Origin of the sequence: Vibrio marinisediminis (genome assembly GCF_014050145.1) — a bacterium.
In the GTDB taxonomy this organism is placed as follows: domain Bacteria; phylum Pseudomonadota; class Gammaproteobacteria; order Enterobacterales; family Vibrionaceae; genus Vibrio; species Vibrio marinisediminis.
Window position 1 is genome coordinate 1 of record NZ_JACFYF010000028.1, and the last position, 16,501, is coordinate 16,501.

Sequence of the window (16,501 nt, forward strand, 5' to 3'; positions counted from 1 at the left end):
CTTGGCTATACTTGAGCGAAGCGAAACTGCCAAGCGTTGCGAATCACTCTTAAATGCTTTGTTAGGAACGTCTTTCAACAAACATAACATCCTCAAACGACACTATTTTATTAACTCGCTCGACGGCACTAAATGCCCCTGTCAACCTCAAGGAGCCCTCATACTGATCAATATGTAAAAGCATTGAGGTAGCATCAACATGACGCCTTGATTTTGCTACAGCAGTAGCACTGAAAATCATATTATGGATTTCGCCATTAAGATCAAAATCAGTCTTCCTGTCACCATAGGCATACATTAGTGATCCCGAAACCTTGCCTGCTTTTTGATTTAGAGTTAAAACAATATCAACCTCACTTGCTTCACTCGACTGCGTTTGGTAAACCCAATCACCATCAATACGAACTCCGCTATATACGAAATCTTTAAAGTATGGGATAAGCCATCGTGTGGTTAGCTCACTCAAGCCAATAAATATAAAGGTCGCAGCCAGACTACTGCATATACCTATCAACAATGTCCAATGTAGTTCGCTCATTATTTTCCTTGTAGTTCCTAACGCCCAATTAAGGGGTGAATAACGCTACCACCCAACCTAAAGCATTGTGCCATAAGCGCTAAATTTGAAGTAGAAGCAAAAATGCCAAGCGTTGTGAATCCCTCTTAAATTGCTTGTTAGGTGATTGCGTATGATGTTAACTACAAAACTCTGAGAACTACATAGCAATAACAGATTAAGCAAATTATCGTGATTAGAAAACGTCCAAATTGATTACCTGAGCTTTCTGCTTCATAGTTCATCGCTATCGTTCCAATCGGTAGGTCTCGGTCAAAGATAAAGCAGCCGATAGCATAAATTAGTATTACGGAACAAAGATGTGCGAAATCAATATGCTGATGATACAAATACTTATAGAGTCCAGTTGAACACCAAGATACGACTAGAGAAACCATAATAAAAACTTTAGCGAAGTGAGACAATACTAGGCTAGGCCATATAATTTTGTTCATTTATCGCCCCCTTTAAAGCTTTAGCCATCCTCAAACTTGTGTTTCTCCCTCTATTCACCTAACGCTTTCTATACACCTATCGTGCAGGTTTCTGCACAATAGGTGTGATGTTTCATGCTAGTGAATAAACCAGCTATCGATTATAAGTTCAAGAAATGTCGTGAGTATTTGAGTTTCAGCTCTCTAATAGTTTGGGAGTTATACTGCTGAAGTAATATTAAAACTCGCAAACATCATTTTTCCATCATACTGTATGGAATCACATATACTAGATTGAGCCGAAACTACGTGAATGACTCAATACTAATAGCATCATGCCTCCAATATTCGATTGCACAGTCAACGAGTTCTCCGTGTTGATTGTAGTTGACCCGTTCTATCACCATGGCTGGCGTTCCTGCGGTTGCTCTTAACGCTTGAGCTGTTTCACCAAACAAAGCGCTGCTTGATATACGGTAACGTGTTTTTTGATTTTCGATTTGAAATTGTTCACGCAGAATATCCGTCAGCGAACCTTCTAGATCATACTGCAACAAATTAGGGCACTGTTCAGGGCGAATATAGTGAGTAACAAAAGCAACCGGTCGCTCTTCTAAATAGCGAATTCGATCAATATGAAATACGTCAGAGAAAGGAGGCAGCTCCAATAATTGCGAAGCGAATTTATTGGCAAGTGTTGCTTTGGCTAATAATAAAACGGTTTGGGGAGTACGGTTTTGCTCAACCGCCATGTTTGAAAACTGCTGTGACTGAGTTAAGTTATAGCGCAGAGGCATTGGAGATATAAACCAGCCTCGGCGATCTTCGCGATAGATACGCCCATCCGCTTCTAATATAGACAACGCCTCTCGTAGAGTCACTCGAGTCGTATTAAAAGATTCGGCTAGTTTACGCTCTGCTGGTAGTTTTTGCCTCGGAGCGAGCATACCCGTTTCAATCTGTTCTACTATCGAATCTTTAATCTTTACGTACTGCACGAGTATTCCTTTTCTTTACGCTAAGCCAGTATACAGCCCACGTAATATACCGCATAAACGCTAGGGAGTGTATTCACAATAAAGCCATCTGAGGCGTAAAGAAATAGAGGGCGAAAGCCCTCGTATTATCTGTTTTTGAACTTGGATGGAGATCAAAATATTGATTTATCGGTTACCAATCTCGCGTTTTCTAAATTCGTAACGAACACTTAAAACGGGTTGATAAGCAATCTGACCGTTGCTTTGCAAAAACTCATCGACCGTTACTTTCGTATTAGTGACAGAAAAAGACCGGCGATCGACGTAATCAAACGTACTTGAGAACTCTTTACGTAATTCAATGGATGATTTGCTGCGATAGTCGTTGATCATGACTAAACCTTCATCATAAGCGGCCTGCTTTGAGCCAACAACGCTACCGGAGATCTGTTTCACTTTGCTTTCTAAGTGGTAACCACCAGCAAATGTCGTCATCGGGGCAATGGCTATTGCTATTAACATCGCGAGTGTGATTGAACGTTTCATAATTTGCTCCTTTGGTACCTTATGTTCGGGTTTGTGCCACTCGAACATCAAAAGTAACGATATAGACCTACTCGCTCTGAGGAACATTTCAAACAAGGTCTCGCTATTTTTTCCATTAAATATGGGAACTTTTATCGGCGCAAATTTTGCTTTTTAAGAAATATGTCAGCCGTTCTGATAGTTAACAGGCGCTTTCGACATATTTGAGCGAATGACTCTGGCATTCTGATTCGATCTAATTATTAACAATACTTTATTATTTCAATTCGATATAACGCCTTACCAACGTCATTACTTTGACACAATAAATAATTTGACATTAAAAGATAGTAATCAGGTAGTTACACAAAAATCACCTAGCAATAATGATTTCATTAACCCATCAAAAATTGAGCCTCTGGCACTATTCATACGCCACTTAATTGATCGTTTTCACAATATTAACAACATTTACCTGCAAATGTTAAATTATTGAAAAACAAAGCTATCCGGCAAAACATTATGCTACTAGACTCAATTGGATTTAGCTTGCTTCGAGTCAGGGAGATAATAAAAATGCAATCCATACTACGTCGGTTTCCACTCTATTTTATCGTTAGCCTCATTGTCACTATTCCATTAACAATTGCCGTTTTACTTGCCGCTTTAGACATCTTTCAACTAAATACAAAATCAAAAACCGCATTAAAAGATGAGCAGTTGGTCAGTCTTGTCGTTCAATACGATAATCTTGCTCACAACCTCGCCGTTGAACGTGGGCTTACCGCCGGCGTTCTTGGCAGTAACGGAAAAGCAGAGATCGTCCAGAATTTGGCTCAACAAAGAGCAAAAGTAGACTCTGCTATTGCCACTTTAAACCAATTTGATTCCGCCATACTGCCATCGCATCTCATCAATGCATTAGTCAAAGATATCAATCGCGAACTGGCTAACCTTCCGCAGGTACGTAAAGGTGTGGATGCCCTTGAACCTCAAATCGCCCCATTTGGTTATTATTCAAACCTCAACCAACTCATCATTGATAACATCGACCTATTGATCAGTGAAACACGCAGCCATGAGTTAAGTGCACTTGGTAAATCACTGATTTCTGTTGTGGAAATGAAAGAGCGAGCTGGTCAAATCCGTGGCGCACTCAACGGCGTTTTTGCCCGAGGCAATGCCACGCCGGTAACCTACGCCAATATCCTCGGTTATATTCAATCAGGTAATTACGCTAAACGCAGTGCCGAAATCATCATGCCGCAAACTTTGCGCTTACAATTAGATCAGCTACAAACGCAAAAAGCATGGCGCGATGTTGAATCGGTACAACAGCAGTTTTTAGCCCAGCAGCATTCGCTCGCCAATATTCAAGGGCCAAGTGCAACCGAATGGTTCCCTATGGCAACAAAACGGATCGGACTCCTCAATACTCTAAGAAACTCGATTCAAACCCAGATGATGCAATACGCAGCAGATACGGCATCCCAATCCATACTCAACCGTAATATACTCATCGCCGCAACAGTGGTGACCACGTTATTGATTACTCTACTGTTGGTATCAATCGTGACGAGTCTACGTCAACGCGTAGGTCGAATAGAAAGTGACTTAAACACCATTTCGAAACAGAAAGACCTCACTTTCGAGCTCAATAGTGATGGTAAAGATGAAATTTCATCCATTGCCGCGAGTTTCAATAAATTGATTGGCAATTTGAACCATCTACTCGGTGAAGTCACCAAAACCAATGATCAAAACACCAAGCGATTAGACCGCATCGTTAATTCATCAGATGAGTTGGAAAAGAGCAGCTACGCCACTATCGCTAAATGTGACAACATTGCCACGGCCATGACTGAACTGGCTCAATCGAGTGTGGGCATCGCCGAGTCTGCCGAGCGAGCGATGGATGATACATCGTCAATGAATGACAATGTTCAAGAATGTCAGCGTCAAAGTGAGCGTTCATTTAACTCGGTACAAAGCCTACTTGAGCAAATCAATGCAACTGAGCAATGTATGTCTGAACTGGCAGCCGATACCCAAAGCATTGGGTTGATAGTGGAAACCATTAATGGTGTTTCTGAGCAAACCAACCTACTGGCACTCAATGCCGCCATTGAAGCGGCGCGGGCGGGCGAACACGGTCGTGGTTTCGCAGTTGTTTCATCTGAAGTCAGAGATCTGGCACAACGAAGCCAAGAGGCAACGGAAAGTATCGGCAAATTGCTTGCCAAGATCACGCAAAAAACCCACTTCTCAGTAGAGAGCATGGCAAAGAGTAAGCAAGCGAGTGACGACACATTTGAATCAGTCAAACACGTTAACCAAAGCGTTGCTACGCTTGAGCAAAGCATCGAATATGTAAATAATCACATCAGCTCAATTGCTCAATCGACCATAGAACAATCAAAAGCATGTGAAGCGATTGATAAAGATGTCGATATTCTCAATGAAATTGCTCACCAAACCAGTCATCAAGCCGATGAACTCAATAGTATCGTTAATGGCTATCAAACCGAAGCAGACGAACTCAAAGAGCAGCTAGATCGCTTCAAACTGGCATAAAGCCTGTCTAAAGTAATAAAAAAAAGCCCGATATCATTGACGATTATCGGGCTTTTTATTAGTGAGTGATTGAGGAAAATTGTACGGTTTAGATCAAGTCAACAAGTAGCAGTAAGTTAGCGCTTCGCCTTGTTGTGATTCACCGCCAAGTAAGACCATTCCTTGAGGCGTAGTCACTGAGACACCATAAGCACCGCCTTGTGGTAGCTGCCCCGCAAGTTGCCATTCACAACCATCAAAACACCATACAGCATCGGAAAAGGTTTTGCTCAAACCTTGATGGCTATAGTGTTTCTCAGTTCTGTAATTACTTTGACTGCCAATAAAGAATGCGCCACCAGCAACTACCCAGAGACCGTTTATTTCACCACAATAAGCACCAGCTAATCCCTCATGAGTGGGATCACATTCAATGATTGAGGCTAAATAGTTGGCTTGTGCCAGTTTTCCACCCTCAAACTGGTATTGCTTAGTGTGCAAGCTACGCAGCCCCGGCTTAACCTCACCTTCGACAAGTACTAAGCTACCGTTACTGTGTAATACACCTGCACCGCAGTTGGCTTGAAACGGGTTTTCACCAACTTCTTGCCACTGTTTGCTACTGAGTTCGAATCGAAATATTTTGTCATTCCATTGATAGTCTTCAATCGGCTTAGACATGAACTCAACTAAGCAGGCTTGCTTCTTATCAGGGTCTGACGCCATTAACGGGCTGTTAAGCTGCGCCATTAAACCATCAAATTGGCACTTGTTGTAACCGCCAATCAGGAATAGGTACTCACCCACCGCACTCCCCGCCGCGCCCAGTAGCCCTACCGGGATTTGATCGGTCACCAAATGCCAAGAATCCTCGGTGCAATTATAGAAATAGCCATCAGTCAGTACAGTCGGGTAATCGTAACCATCGATAACGCCCGCACCAGACAACACATAACAGCCACCAGCGACAGCAATGCATACGGCATCATTACGACTAGTTCCTGGAAATGGCGCTTTGGCTTGCCAGCCATGACCAGACGCTATATCAAGCATTAACCACTGCGACCCAAGGCTCCCTAGCCCGGCGTATATCACGTCTTGTTGAGCAAAACCAACGCCATTCTTCAACCCAACAGGGAGAGATGGCAACGGTGAAAAGTGCATCTTCATCAATTAATCCTGTTGCTCAACTTGCTTGCCATTCCATGTGAGCTTCGCCACTTTGGCGCTCGCACTTTTATCGGATTGCTCGCCACCAACGATCAAAACGCCATCTTTAACCGTAAATGAAAGACCATAGGCGAGCCCTTCTTTTAGGTCTCCACTCTGCTGCCATGCGCCGTTATTAAAAACGTAGGTTTCTGCGTTGAAGGCTTTCGCTAGCCCTTGATGGGCAAACATATTGCCTTTATCAAATGCCACTTTCGCACCATGAAAATTCGCGCCACCAGCGACAATAACGGCGCCGTTACTCACCCCAGCGAAAGCACCTGCGACCCCTTCTTGCAATGGTTGCGAGCTTGGTGTTGGCAATGGATGTTCACTGAGCCAAGGTTGTGGCTTACCAAAATGATAAGACTTCACTTCTGCCGTGCGCAAACCGGGTTTAATTTCGCCACTAATGAGTAGTGCGTTTTGCTTATCAACCACCATGGCTGCGCCACAATTGGGCAGGTATGGCGAAGCACCTAGCGCTTGCCATTGATTCGTCGAAGGGTTAAAGCTTAATACTTGGCGGTTCCATTGGTAATCCACCGGCTTCATACCCATGTAATCATCAACAATTCTCTGCCACTTTTCAGGGGTCGCTTTTTGATCGGTAGAAAGAATATCGGCTAAGTATTTATCAAATAAGCCTTTGTTGTAGCCACCAAAGAAGAGCACTTGCTGGTTATCTGGTGAATAGGAAGCTGCGCCCAATAGACCTACGGGAGCTTGGGTTTTAACTTGAGCCCAGCTATTTTTGTCGCTATCAAATCGGTAGACGCTATCAAATATTACTGGTGACTTCGCCTTTTCATCGACTTTACCTGATCCGCCGAAAATATAGATGTCGTTATTGATGACGCTTGCAGTTGCACCATCACGAGCGGGACCGGTAAAGTCCGCTTGTTTTTGCCAGCCTTTGTCCAGATGGTCGAGATCTAACATATAAAGTTGTTGACCCAGAGAGCCTAGACCGACGTAGATCTTAGAGTCTATTTGAGCACCAACACCATTTTTAACCCCTTGAGGTAGGTCTGGCCAAGATTGATTGGCAGAGACAGAAAAAGCAGCAAGCAAAGGTATCGCCAGTAATAATGGTTTCATGTTCTTTATTTCCTTATTTAAGCGCAAATGGTTTAGCCCCCCGGCAAACACACCCGCATTAAAAAAATATTTTCCACGACAACTTATTAGAAAGAATTATTTCTCCGAAAAACAGGTAAAATAAAGCCCGCAAACGCAGGCTAATGTTGAACAGGTTACTTCATCAACGGTACGACAACTTCAGCTGTTTCTAATACCGATTCTGAATACTCTGGGTAAGTTTCTAATAGCGTGTTAACGAGCACATCAACCAATAACAAAGCACCAACTTTTGATGCAAACGCGCCCCCCGTTAATGGACCTTCAGGACGAGCAGCAACCAGCATTTCAGCACAAATCGCGCTTAATGGGCTATGGCTAATATTGGTCAAAGCCACGACTGGAATGTTACGCGCATGCGCTTGCGTTGCCGCATGAATCACTTCACGAGTCGAGCCGGAACTGGATAATGCAAACCACAGATCCCCCGGTTGACTGCGTACTGCGTTCATTGCCGCTAAGTGAGTGTCTTCATACATGGTCACTTTCTTGCCGATCCGAATCAGTCGGAAAGCTAAATAGCGCCCCACAATACTCGAAGCACCAACACCCACGCAGCTAATAAAAGACGCGTGATGCACCAATTTACAAATGCGTTCTAGCGCTTTTCGGTCGATCAGTTTCGCGGTGTCTAGCAAACCAGCAGAAGCATTTTGCGCTGAAACATCACAAATATCCCCTTCCACATCTTGGGGCTCCCGAGCTTGCGTTTGCGACAGTTCGACTGCTAACGCCATTCGAAAATCAGAATAGCCTTTATAGCCCATGTCTCGACATAGACGAACCACCGTCGCTTCACTGGTTGCGGTATTACGCGCTAAATCAGTAATGGTTTGATACTGTACTTCATTGGCGTTTTCCGAAATATATTCCGCCACCACACGTAATTTCTTGCTGAGCGGCTCTATATTCGATCGCAATCGAACTAACAAATTTTTAGGCGAATACACAGTTGCCTCTTTATCGCTGGTTTCGTCCGCTAAAAGTACCAAAGTGATAAGCACTTTGACACATTAACAACGCACTATTTGTTGAAATCTGCTCTAAAAGGCAGCATATAAGCTTGTTTTTCTTATACGCTGCGAGCCAGTTACAGATTTAGAAAGTCTACATCACGCATCTTGGCAATAACGTCGGCTTTTTGCACTGCGGTTAAAGAACGAATTGGCGTACGCGGATCACCCGCATCAATGCCATGTAACTGCATTGCCACCTTACCAGCGGCAACGCCACCGTATTCAACCAAAATACGAATAATGCCAATCACTTTGTCCATCAACGCTATCACTTGTTGCTGGTCACCTGCATTGAACGCTTCGATAATTTTCAAGTACAACGGAGCGGCGTAGTTATAAGTACTGCCCACCGCACCGACCGCGCCAACCGCTAGACCTGCTGGTAAGAACTCATCAACCCCAAATGGCACATCAAATTTACCGCCACAGGCACGCAGAGCACGTTGGTATTCGTACATGTCCATGTTGTTAAACTTCGCACCCGATAGGTTTGGAATGCGTTGCTCACCTTTGATCAAGAATTGCTCAAGATCCAAGTTCACATCTGACATACCAGAATGGTAGTAGTAGAACCCTTTCGACGGCGCCGCGGCAGCAATTTGTGCACAGTATTCAACCAAATCATCCACACTGCCCGGCTTAAAGAAACATGGTCCAATAGCCGATGTTGCCAAAATATCCAAAGTTTCAGCATGCTCGGTTAGCTCAACGGCATCTGCGATACTGAGTGCGCCAGTGTGCAAAATAATATCTAGTTTACCGCCCGCCGCGTTCGCCCAACGCTCAGCAATCGCTTTACGCTCTGCCACTGAACAGTGGATCCCCTCGCCCGTAGTGCCACATACGTAAGCCCCTTTTACGCCTTGAGCAATCAACAACTCAGCAATTTGATCAATCGCAGCAAAGTTAACTTTGTTATTGGCATCAAATGGCGTGTGTGGCGCAGCAATCAAACCCGTTAATTTGTTCATTTTTACATCCTACTCTTTAGAGCCGGAACCTCCGGCTCAATTCTTGTTTTAACTAAAGATTATTGTCCATACCCAAGGAAAATCTCAGGTAGCAGCAAAGTAAATTGAGGGAAAATCGCAACCAGTGCCAATACGATAAACAGCGGCACAAGCAGTGGCAGCACGCCACGAGTCAGCACGTGAAATGGAATATCACCAACACGCGAAACCACATACAAGGCCATACCCATCGGCGGTGTTAAGATACCGATCATCAGGTTCAAAATTGCCATTACACCAAAGTGGACTGGGTCAATACCCACTGAAACCGCGACTGGTACTAGGAACGGAACCAACAACAGCAACAGCGCTAGAGATTCAATAAAGGTACCCAAAAACAACAGTAGCAAGTTGATTAGTAGCAGTAACACAAGTGGGTTATCACTAATAGTTAGGAAGAACTCAGCCAGCATTTGTGGCAACTGCTCACGCGCTACAATCCAACCAAATACGGTTACGCCCATTACCATCAACGCCACTACTGCAGTGTTGTTCACCGTCTCTTTTAAAATGTCGAAAAAGCTTGCTAGCGTAAGCTGTTTGTAAACCACAGCACCTAGGAATAATGCATACAGTGACGATACTGCCGCCGCTTCTGTTGGGGTGAATTTACCTGAGAAGATACCGCCAATGATGATGATAGGCGTTAGTAGTGACAAGAATGCCTCTTTAAACGACTTCAAGCGTTCACGACCAGTTGCTCGTGGCAATACCATGTAACCACGTTTCTTACAGATGTAGTAACTCATGGTCATCAATGCCGCGCAGCACATCAGACCGGGAATAGCACCCGCTAAGAAAAGCGCACCAATCGAAGTATTTGATACCACGCCGTAAATAACCAATGGGATTGACGGTGGCACCAAAGGACCAATGATGCACGAGGCTGCGGTTAAACCACCTGCGAAATCGTCATCGTACTTTGCATCACGCATCGATTTGATTTCCAGCTGACCTAAGCCACCAGCGTCTGCCAGTGCTGAACCTGACATACCGGAGAACAGCAAGCTCGCTAAGATATTTACGTGTCCAAGACTGCCGGTAATGTGCCCCATCATCGCTTTAGCAAAGTTAAAAATACGCTCGGTAATACCCGCGCTATTCATTAAGTGACCGGTTAGGACAAAAAATGGTACTGAAAGCAGGGTGAAGTTATCCACGCCGGTGATCATTTGTTGAGCTGCGAAGTTAATGCCAGTACTGCCTGTTACTAACAAGAAAATAAGCGCAACAAAAATAAGCGAGAATCCTACTGGCATCCCTGCGAATAGCAGCCCTAGCCAGCCAAAAATTGTAGTTGCCATGATGTTCTACCTCTGAGCGATCTGTGAATCAGACGCCGCAATCTCTTTACCACAATGTGAAAACTGTTTAACGATGCCAATCAATTTCTGAACTTGCCTGAACACCATGAAGACGCCCCCAAGCGGAAGTGCGTAAGTTTGCCATTTACTTGAGATGCCCAGCGTGATCAGCTCGAAAAACGCGGTGCGCTGAACATGCTGATAACCGAGATAAATAATGGCAAAAATAGAAAGAAGAACGGCTAATTCAAGTGACAACACCAAAGCAAGGCGCGCCTTTTCTGGTAGCTTGTCAGAGAAAAAAGTGATGTTGACATGATCACCGCGTTTTAACGCCATGGCACAACCAATCATGCACATGTACATAAATAGAACCCTAGCGAGCTCCTCACTCCAAAGCGAAGGGTCGTTTAATAGCCAACGACTCACAATTTGCCAAGATAACACCACCAACAAAGCGGCCATCAATGGCACGGTAATGATCTCTTCGATATTGTTGATAATCTTGCGTAACATCTTGAACTCCAGGGCTGGCCAGTTTGGCCAGCCTAGCAATGAATATTAACCAAAAACCTATTACTCAAACGTGGCTTACATCGCCGCCAGCGTTTTCACAATCGGTTGACCCATCTTCTCTTCAAACTCAGTGTAAAGAGGCTGCATTGCTTCACGGAATGGTGCTAGATCTGGGTAAGTAACTGTCACGCCTTCCGCTTCAAAGAACGACACCAATTCCGCTTCTTGCTTCTCAACGAATGCGTTATGCGCTTCACCAGCTTTCGCAACAGCTTTATTCACAATCTCACGTTGCTCTTCGGTCAAACCTTGCCACGTCATTTCAGAGATGATCACCATTTGGTCATTAACGATGTGGTTAGTCATTGCCAAGTTCGCCTGAACTTCGTAGAACTTCATCGTCTTGATGGCTGGTAATGGGTTTTCTTGGCCATCAACCGCGTTAGTTTGTAGTGCTAGGTACACTTCAGAGAATGCCATTGGCGTTGGAGAAGCACCGGAAAGTTTGGCGAAGTTTAGGTTTGCTTTTGCGTTAGGTACACGCAGCTTTAGACCTTTGAAGTCTTCAATGCTGTTAAGAGGACGGTTAGAAGAGGTTTCACGCGTACCGTTATACCAAGTATCAAGTGCACGCCAGCTAAATTTAGTCAGCATTTCTTCACGCACGCCTTGACCAAACTCAGAGTTGAAAATGGTTTGTAGATGTTCAAAGTCACGCGCTACGTAAGGTAACATTACTGCTTCAGCACGTGGGATCCATAACCCCATACGACCAAATTCTGCATAAGTAATGTCCAAATCACCCATTGAGAGTTGCTGTAGCATCGCGCGGTCATCACCTAGCTGTGCACTTGGGTAGATAGCAACTTTCATGTCACCGTTACTTAACTCTTCAATGGTGTCTGCCAGTAGTTTTGCAGAATTGTATTCCACTGAACCAACAGCAGGCTGCATGCCCATTTTCAATGTAGTCGCAGCTTGAACTGATACCGCACATCCTAAAGCAAGCATAGCGAAGGTAATCTTGTTAATGGCTTTCATAGTGTTCCCTTTTTGTTTTTATCTACCTGGTTTCACGATTCTCAAAAAAATTTTTATTTTGTTTGAAAATTATTTTCGTTATGAATTATTATAGTGATGAAGATTATTTTCAAACCAACTTTTTTTGAAATGTGATCGCGGACAAAAATTCGCCAGGGATATGTTTTCTACCGGCTGACTCGACGAATTGTGCAAGGCATTGATTTGCCTGTACTCCGCAGTGAAATGTCTTTTTGAGAGGCTAAAAGTGAGAATAAATAATTTAAATATCAATCAGTTGAAAGAGTCACTCCAAGGTCAAACTGTGGTATCTATACAACCTGTTACGGGCAGCCCATTAGAAAAAACCGAGATCATCGTTGCCATGGCGAAGGCTGCGGAACTGGCTGGAGCAAAAGCACTGCGTATCGAGGGTGTCCATAACGTAGAGGCGGTATCTCAGGCAGTTAATTTACCAATTATTGCCATTGTAAAACGTGATTTAACGGACAGTCCGGTGCGGATCACACCGTATGTTTGTGATGTTGATTCACTGGCAAAGGCGGGAGCCACAATCATTGCATTCGATGCGACCAATCGTGTTCGCCCTGAAAATCGCGATGTGATCGCTAACGCCATTAAAGCGACGGGCTGTTTTTCGATGGCAGACTGCTCGAACTTTGAAGATGGTCTGTGGGCCAATGAGCAAGGTGTCGATATTATCGGCTCGACACTGTCGGGTTATGTTGGTGATGAAGAGCCAAGTGAACCTGATTTTCAACTCGTTGAACAGTTTTCCAAAGCGGGATTCTTTACTATGGCTGAGGGACGCTACAACACACCAGAGTTGGCAGCAAAAGCCATTGCGCACGGCGCAACAGCGGTCACTGTGGGGTCAGCGTTAACGCGCTTAGAAGTGATGATCCAATGGTTTAACTCAGAAACGCAAAAAGCAGGAGCGCACTAATGTCGACATTGGCGATTGATATCGGCGGTACAAAAATCGCAATCGGGTTGGTAGAGAACGATACTATTGTCGAGCGTCGCCAATTCCCTACTCCCTTAGTGCAAGATGTCACTGCTTTTGCGCAAACCATCATTGACCACGCCAATGAATGGCTAGCAGCAAGTAAACGCATTGGCGTTTCCACCACAGGGTTGGTCACTGAACAAGGTATCTCAGCCATCAACCCTGACACGCTCGCCTTTCCCGCCCCCTTTCCACTTGCTCAAGCACTCGAAAGTATGACTGGTTTACCGGTTGCCATGCTCAACGACGCGCAAGCCGCTGCGTGGTATGAGTACACCAATATTAGTTCATCTGCTCGCAATATGGCGTTTATAACCGTCTCTACCGGTGTGGGTGGTGGTATTATCATTGATGGAAAATTGCACAGCGGTGCATCAGGACTTGCTGGGCATGTGGGGCATTTTTCCATCGACCCACACGGTCCTCAATGCGGCTGTGGACAAGTTGGCTGTGTTGAAGCGATTGCCTCTGGTACCGCTATAAAGCGCCGCAGCGATGAGCTGTTTAACCCAGTCATTAGCAATATCGAACTATTCGAACTTGCTGAGATGAACCCGCAAGCCGAAGAAATTATTACAGCCAGTGCAGAAGCAATTGCGACATTGTGCTGCAATTTAAAAGCCACACTGGATCTCGATGTGATTGTATTAGGTGGCGGCGTGGGATTAGCGCACGGCTATTTACAGCGCGTACAGCGATGCATTCTACAACGCCCAAACGCATTCCAAGTACCGATTGTGGCGGCGAAAGGCGATTACGATGCCTGTTTATTGGGCGCGGCTTTTCAATTTAACAAGGAAGGATCTCGATGATGAAAGCTATCTCAGCTTCAAGAATTTTTGATGGCATCCGTTATCACAACGATGCGGCTTTGGTTTGGCAAGACGACGTCATTCAGGCAATCACGCCCATCGCAGATCTGCCAGCTGATATAGAACACCAGCACTATGCCGACGCAGTGATTGCCCCGGGTTTCATTGACATCCAAGTCAATGGCGGCGGCGGTGTGATGTTCAATAATGACATTACCCCACAAGCGATAAAGACCATTTGCCAAGCCCATCGCACTCACGGCACGGCATATCTGATGCCCACCTTAATCAGCTCGACACCTGAAAATGTCGCTAAAGCATTAATCGCAGCAGAACAAGCCGTGAACGAAAAGATTCCCGGCGTGCTTGGCGTGCATTTAGAAGGACCGTGGTTGAATAAAGAGAAGAAAGGCGCCCACAACGCGGAATTATTCTATTCACCCACGATTGATGAACTCAATGCCTTTCCATGGATAGTCAACGCCAAAGTCCTTGTCACTGCGGCAATTGAAAAAGTCTCAGACGAGGCATTAACTTGGCTTAAAGAATCCGATGTGATTGTCTCTTGTGGTCACAGCAACGCGACCGCAGAAGCTTTAACAGAGAAAAAACTCAGCCTAACCGATGGCTTCACTCATTTGTTTAATGCCATGTCGCCATTTGAAGGGCGCGAACCGGGCGTCGTTGGTACCGCTCTAAATACCGATCACGCTTGGTGCTCGGTCATCACCGACGGTATCCATGTTCACCCAAACAGTTTTCTGCTAGCTCACAAAGCCAAGCCACAAGGTAAGCTACTCATCATTACCGATGCAATGGCGTCTTTAGGCAGTAAAAACAACCGTTTTGAACTAGATGGGCAAACCATTGAAGTGATCGACAATAAACTGGTTAACGCTGAAGGCAGCCTCGCCGGCGCGCATATCGGCATGGATGAGTCGGTTGCCAATGTGATCCGTTGGGGCATTGAAGAGCAAGAAGCGTTAAAAATGGCATCCACCTACCCAGCGCAAGCCATGGGCGCTGATAATTTAGGGCAATTGAAACCCGGCTATCGCGCGGCAGCAACGGTTCTTTCCTCGCAATATCAAACCCAAGCCGTGTTGGTTGATGGGGTATTGTTTTAAGCAATAATGCTGATGATTGAGACCACTCAAGCTTTATTTTCTGCTTGGTTGGTCTCTCTTTGCATCCTCCAATAAAACCCGTCTGTGGCTTACTCCTCCCTGCTTAACTCCCCCTATCTCACATGGACATACGTATAGATTAAGTACTTCCCTCACACAACACGAAAACATCCGGAATTTTTTGTATTATTTTTTCTAATACTATATTGACAGCAAAATTACGGAAGCATATATTGATTACACGAACTGCCATATGGAGTTCGATGATGACTCGATTCGCCTTATATAGGGAATAACGCGTCATCGCTACGGAAGACTCATTTTGAACACTCAGAACGAAAGCTTCCGAATTTTAACTATTGAACCGTATGTCTAAGTAAGCCAAACCAAGGCTTAAGAATATGGATTCACTCTCTTCGCTAAATGCGTTGAGAACTATTGCTTATTTATAAAGGATAGTATTATGCGTAATGTAGATATGTCTCCCCTATACCGCCACGCTATTGGTTTTGATCGTCTGTTTAACCTTGTAGAAAACAGCGCGAAGAAGCCATCTCAAAATGGTTACCCGCCATACAACATCGAACAGAAAGATGAGCACAACTACCGTATTACTATGGCGGTCGCTGGTTTCTCTGAAGATGCGTTATCACTCACTCAAAACGAAAACATGCTGATCGTTTCAGGCGAAATCAAAGCCTCTGAAACCAAGCCAACTTACGTCTATCAAGGTATTGCCGAGCGCAACTTTGAACGCAAATTCCAACTGGCTGATTACGTCACCGTAACCGCAGCGAGTATGGAGAACGGATTGCTGCATATTGATCTTGTACGAGAAGTACCAGAAGCAATGCAAGCACGTAAGATTTCCATCAGCAAATAAGTTCAATTGCCGTTAAATGTTGCTTAAGCGATCGCGAATACCAAACCACAAGAATTCGCTTACAGCATAGCGAGTATGGGCTAAGCCCCTATTCAATCTATAGATCGCAGCGAACTCGGCGACCAGTTTAACGGCACTATTTGAACCCGCGCATTGATTGAGACAGAGCATAACGATCGCAAAAATGCATTTTATGTTCTAAAAAAACAACATCGAATTTTAAAGCCTTTGCATTAAAATAACTAATGTAAGGTCCAGAGGTAATTATTATGGGTAAAATCATCGGTATCGACTTAGGTACAACTAACTCTTGTGTAGCAGTTCTAGACGGCGACAAACCACGCGTGATTGAAAACGCGGAAGGTGAGCGTACAACCGCATCTGTTGTT

At 44.7% G+C, this 16,501-nt stretch carries 16 protein-coding genes; 6 read left to right on the plus strand and 10 right to left on the minus strand.

Annotated features, from left to right (window positions below):
• Positions 1–61: 61 nt before the first annotated feature.
• The 3 genes from H2O73_RS19870 to H2O73_RS19880 form a co-directional block, all read right to left on the minus strand.
• Positions 62–538 (minus strand): hypothetical protein, encoded by a 477-nt coding sequence (locus tag H2O73_RS19870; protein ID WP_182110667.1) that lies wholly within the window; start codon positions 536–538, stop codon positions 62–64.
• Positions 539–1,295: 757 nt separating this feature from the next.
• Entirely contained in the window at positions 1,296–1,988 is a 693-nt protein-coding gene (phnR, locus tag H2O73_RS19875) for a phosphonate utilization transcriptional regulator PhnR (protein ID WP_182110668.1), read from the minus strand.
• 165 nt (positions 1,989–2,153) lie between these two features.
• On the minus strand, positions 2,154–2,513 hold the full coding sequence (locus tag H2O73_RS19880) for a DUF3316 domain-containing protein (protein ID WP_182110669.1): 360 nt from the start codon (positions 2,511–2,513) through the stop codon (positions 2,154–2,156).
• 555 nt (positions 2,514–3,068) lie between these two features.
• Here H2O73_RS19880 and H2O73_RS19885 point away from each other — a divergent pair.
• Positions 3,069–5,066 carry a methyl-accepting chemotaxis protein gene (locus H2O73_RS19885; protein WP_182110670.1) on the plus strand — a complete coding sequence of 666 codons (1,998 nt, stop codon included), beginning with the start codon at positions 3,069–3,071 and terminating at the stop codon, positions 5,064–5,066.
• 93 nt (positions 5,067–5,159) lie between these two features.
• Here the strand turns inward: H2O73_RS19885 and H2O73_RS19890 are convergent, their stop codons facing one another.
• From H2O73_RS19890 to H2O73_RS19920, 7 genes are all read right to left on the minus strand, one after another.
• The gene (locus H2O73_RS19890; protein ID WP_182110671.1) at positions 5,160–6,215 is read right to left on the minus strand and encodes a YjhT family mutarotase; all 1,056 of its coding nucleotides are present in this window, start codon (positions 6,213–6,215) and stop codon (positions 5,160–5,162) included.
• A gap of 3 nt (positions 6,216–6,218) precedes the next feature.
• A complete protein-coding gene (locus H2O73_RS19895) occupies positions 6,219–7,355 on the minus strand; it encodes an N-acetylneuraminate epimerase (RefSeq protein ID WP_182110672.1) in 1,137 nt (378 codons plus the stop codon).
• A 155-nt stretch (positions 7,356–7,510) separates the two neighbouring features.
• Positions 7,511–8,344: a MurR/RpiR family transcriptional regulator gene (locus H2O73_RS19900; protein ID WP_182110673.1), complete on the minus strand. Its 834-nt coding sequence runs from the start codon at positions 8,342–8,344 to the stop codon at positions 7,511–7,513.
• A 140-nt stretch (positions 8,345–8,484) separates the two neighbouring features.
• A complete protein-coding gene (locus tag H2O73_RS19905; RefSeq protein WP_182110674.1) occupies positions 8,485–9,381 on the minus strand; it encodes a dihydrodipicolinate synthase family protein in 897 nt (298 codons plus the stop codon).
• 59 nt (positions 9,382–9,440) lie between these two features.
• Complete coding sequence (locus H2O73_RS19910) at positions 9,441–10,724, minus strand: TRAP transporter large permease (protein ID WP_182110675.1); 1,284 nt, start codon at positions 10,722–10,724, stop codon at positions 9,441–9,443.
• 6 nt (positions 10,725–10,730) lie between these two features.
• Positions 10,731–11,252 carry a TRAP transporter small permease gene (locus H2O73_RS19915; protein WP_182110681.1) on the minus strand — a complete coding sequence of 174 codons (522 nt, stop codon included), beginning with the start codon at positions 11,250–11,252 and terminating at the stop codon, positions 10,731–10,733.
• A gap of 63 nt (positions 11,253–11,315) precedes the next feature.
• Positions 11,316–12,281 carry a sialic acid TRAP transporter substrate-binding protein SiaP gene (locus tag H2O73_RS19920; protein WP_182110676.1) on the minus strand — a complete coding sequence of 322 codons (966 nt, stop codon included), beginning with the start codon at positions 12,279–12,281 and terminating at the stop codon, positions 11,316–11,318.
• Between the two features lie 247 nt (positions 12,282–12,528).
• Here H2O73_RS19920 and H2O73_RS19925 point away from each other — a divergent pair, with 247 nt between their 5' ends.
• The 5 genes from H2O73_RS19925 to H2O73_RS19945 all read left to right on the plus strand — a co-directional run.
• Positions 12,529–13,227: a putative N-acetylmannosamine-6-phosphate 2-epimerase gene (locus H2O73_RS19925; RefSeq protein ID WP_182110677.1), complete on the plus strand. Its 699-nt coding sequence runs from the start codon at positions 12,529–12,531 to the stop codon at positions 13,225–13,227.
• The gene (locus tag H2O73_RS19930; protein ID WP_182110678.1) at positions 13,227–14,102 is read left to right on the plus strand and encodes an N-acetylmannosamine kinase; all 876 of its coding nucleotides are present in this window, start codon (positions 13,227–13,229) and stop codon (positions 14,100–14,102) included. The genes H2O73_RS19925 and H2O73_RS19930 overlap by 1 nt, the downstream gene beginning before the upstream one ends.
• The gene (gene nagA / locus H2O73_RS19935; RefSeq protein WP_182110679.1) at positions 14,099–15,229 is read left to right on the plus strand and encodes an N-acetylglucosamine-6-phosphate deacetylase; all 1,131 of its coding nucleotides are present in this window, start codon (positions 14,099–14,101) and stop codon (positions 15,227–15,229) included. The genes H2O73_RS19930 and nagA overlap by 4 nt, the downstream gene beginning before the upstream one ends.
• A gap of 463 nt (positions 15,230–15,692) precedes the next feature.
• Complete coding sequence (locus H2O73_RS19940; protein ID WP_182110680.1) at positions 15,693–16,112, plus strand: Hsp20 family protein; 420 nt, start codon at positions 15,693–15,695, stop codon at positions 16,110–16,112.
• 269 nt (positions 16,113–16,381) lie between these two features.
• Positions 16,382–16,501, plus strand: a 120-nt coding sequence (locus tag H2O73_RS19945) for an Hsp70 family protein (protein WP_182110255.1), incomplete at its 3' end; no start/stop codon positions are given.

Excerpts from the sequence above, each read along its gene's own strand:
- H2O73_RS19940 (WP_182110680.1), top strand. The coding sequence starts at position 15,693 with ATGCGTAATGTAGATATGTCTCCCCTATACCGCCACGCTATTGGTTTT.
- H2O73_RS19895 (WP_182110672.1), bottom strand. The coding sequence starts at position 7,355 with ATGAAACCATTATTACTGGCGATACCTTTGCTTGCTGCTTTTTCTGTC.
- H2O73_RS19920 (WP_182110676.1), bottom strand. The coding sequence starts at position 12,281 with ATGAAAGCCATTAACAAGATTACCTTCGCTATGCTTGCTTTAGGATGT.
- H2O73_RS19880 (WP_182110669.1), bottom strand. The coding sequence starts at position 2,513 with ATGAAACGTTCAATCACACTCGCGATGTTAATAGCAATAGCCATTGCC.
- H2O73_RS19870 (WP_182110667.1), bottom strand. The coding sequence starts at position 538 with ATGAGCGAACTACATTGGACATTGTTGATAGGTATATGCAGTAGTCTG.
- nagA (WP_182110679.1), top strand. The coding sequence starts at position 14,099 with ATGATGAAAGCTATCTCAGCTTCAAGAATTTTTGATGGCATCCGTTAT.
- H2O73_RS19885 (WP_182110670.1), top strand. The coding sequence starts at position 3,069 with ATGCAATCCATACTACGTCGGTTTCCACTCTATTTTATCGTTAGCCTC.
- H2O73_RS19910 (WP_182110675.1), bottom strand. The coding sequence starts at position 10,724 with ATGGCAACTACAATTTTTGGCTGGCTAGGGCTGCTATTCGCAGGGATG.
- H2O73_RS19930 (WP_182110678.1), top strand. The coding sequence starts at position 13,227 with ATGTCGACATTGGCGATTGATATCGGCGGTACAAAAATCGCAATCGGG.
- H2O73_RS19905 (WP_182110674.1), bottom strand. The coding sequence starts at position 9,381 with ATGAACAAATTAACGGGTTTGATTGCTGCGCCACACACGCCATTTGAT.
- H2O73_RS19890 (WP_182110671.1), bottom strand. The coding sequence starts at position 6,215 with ATGAAGATGCACTTTTCACCGTTGCCATCTCTCCCTGTTGGGTTGAAG.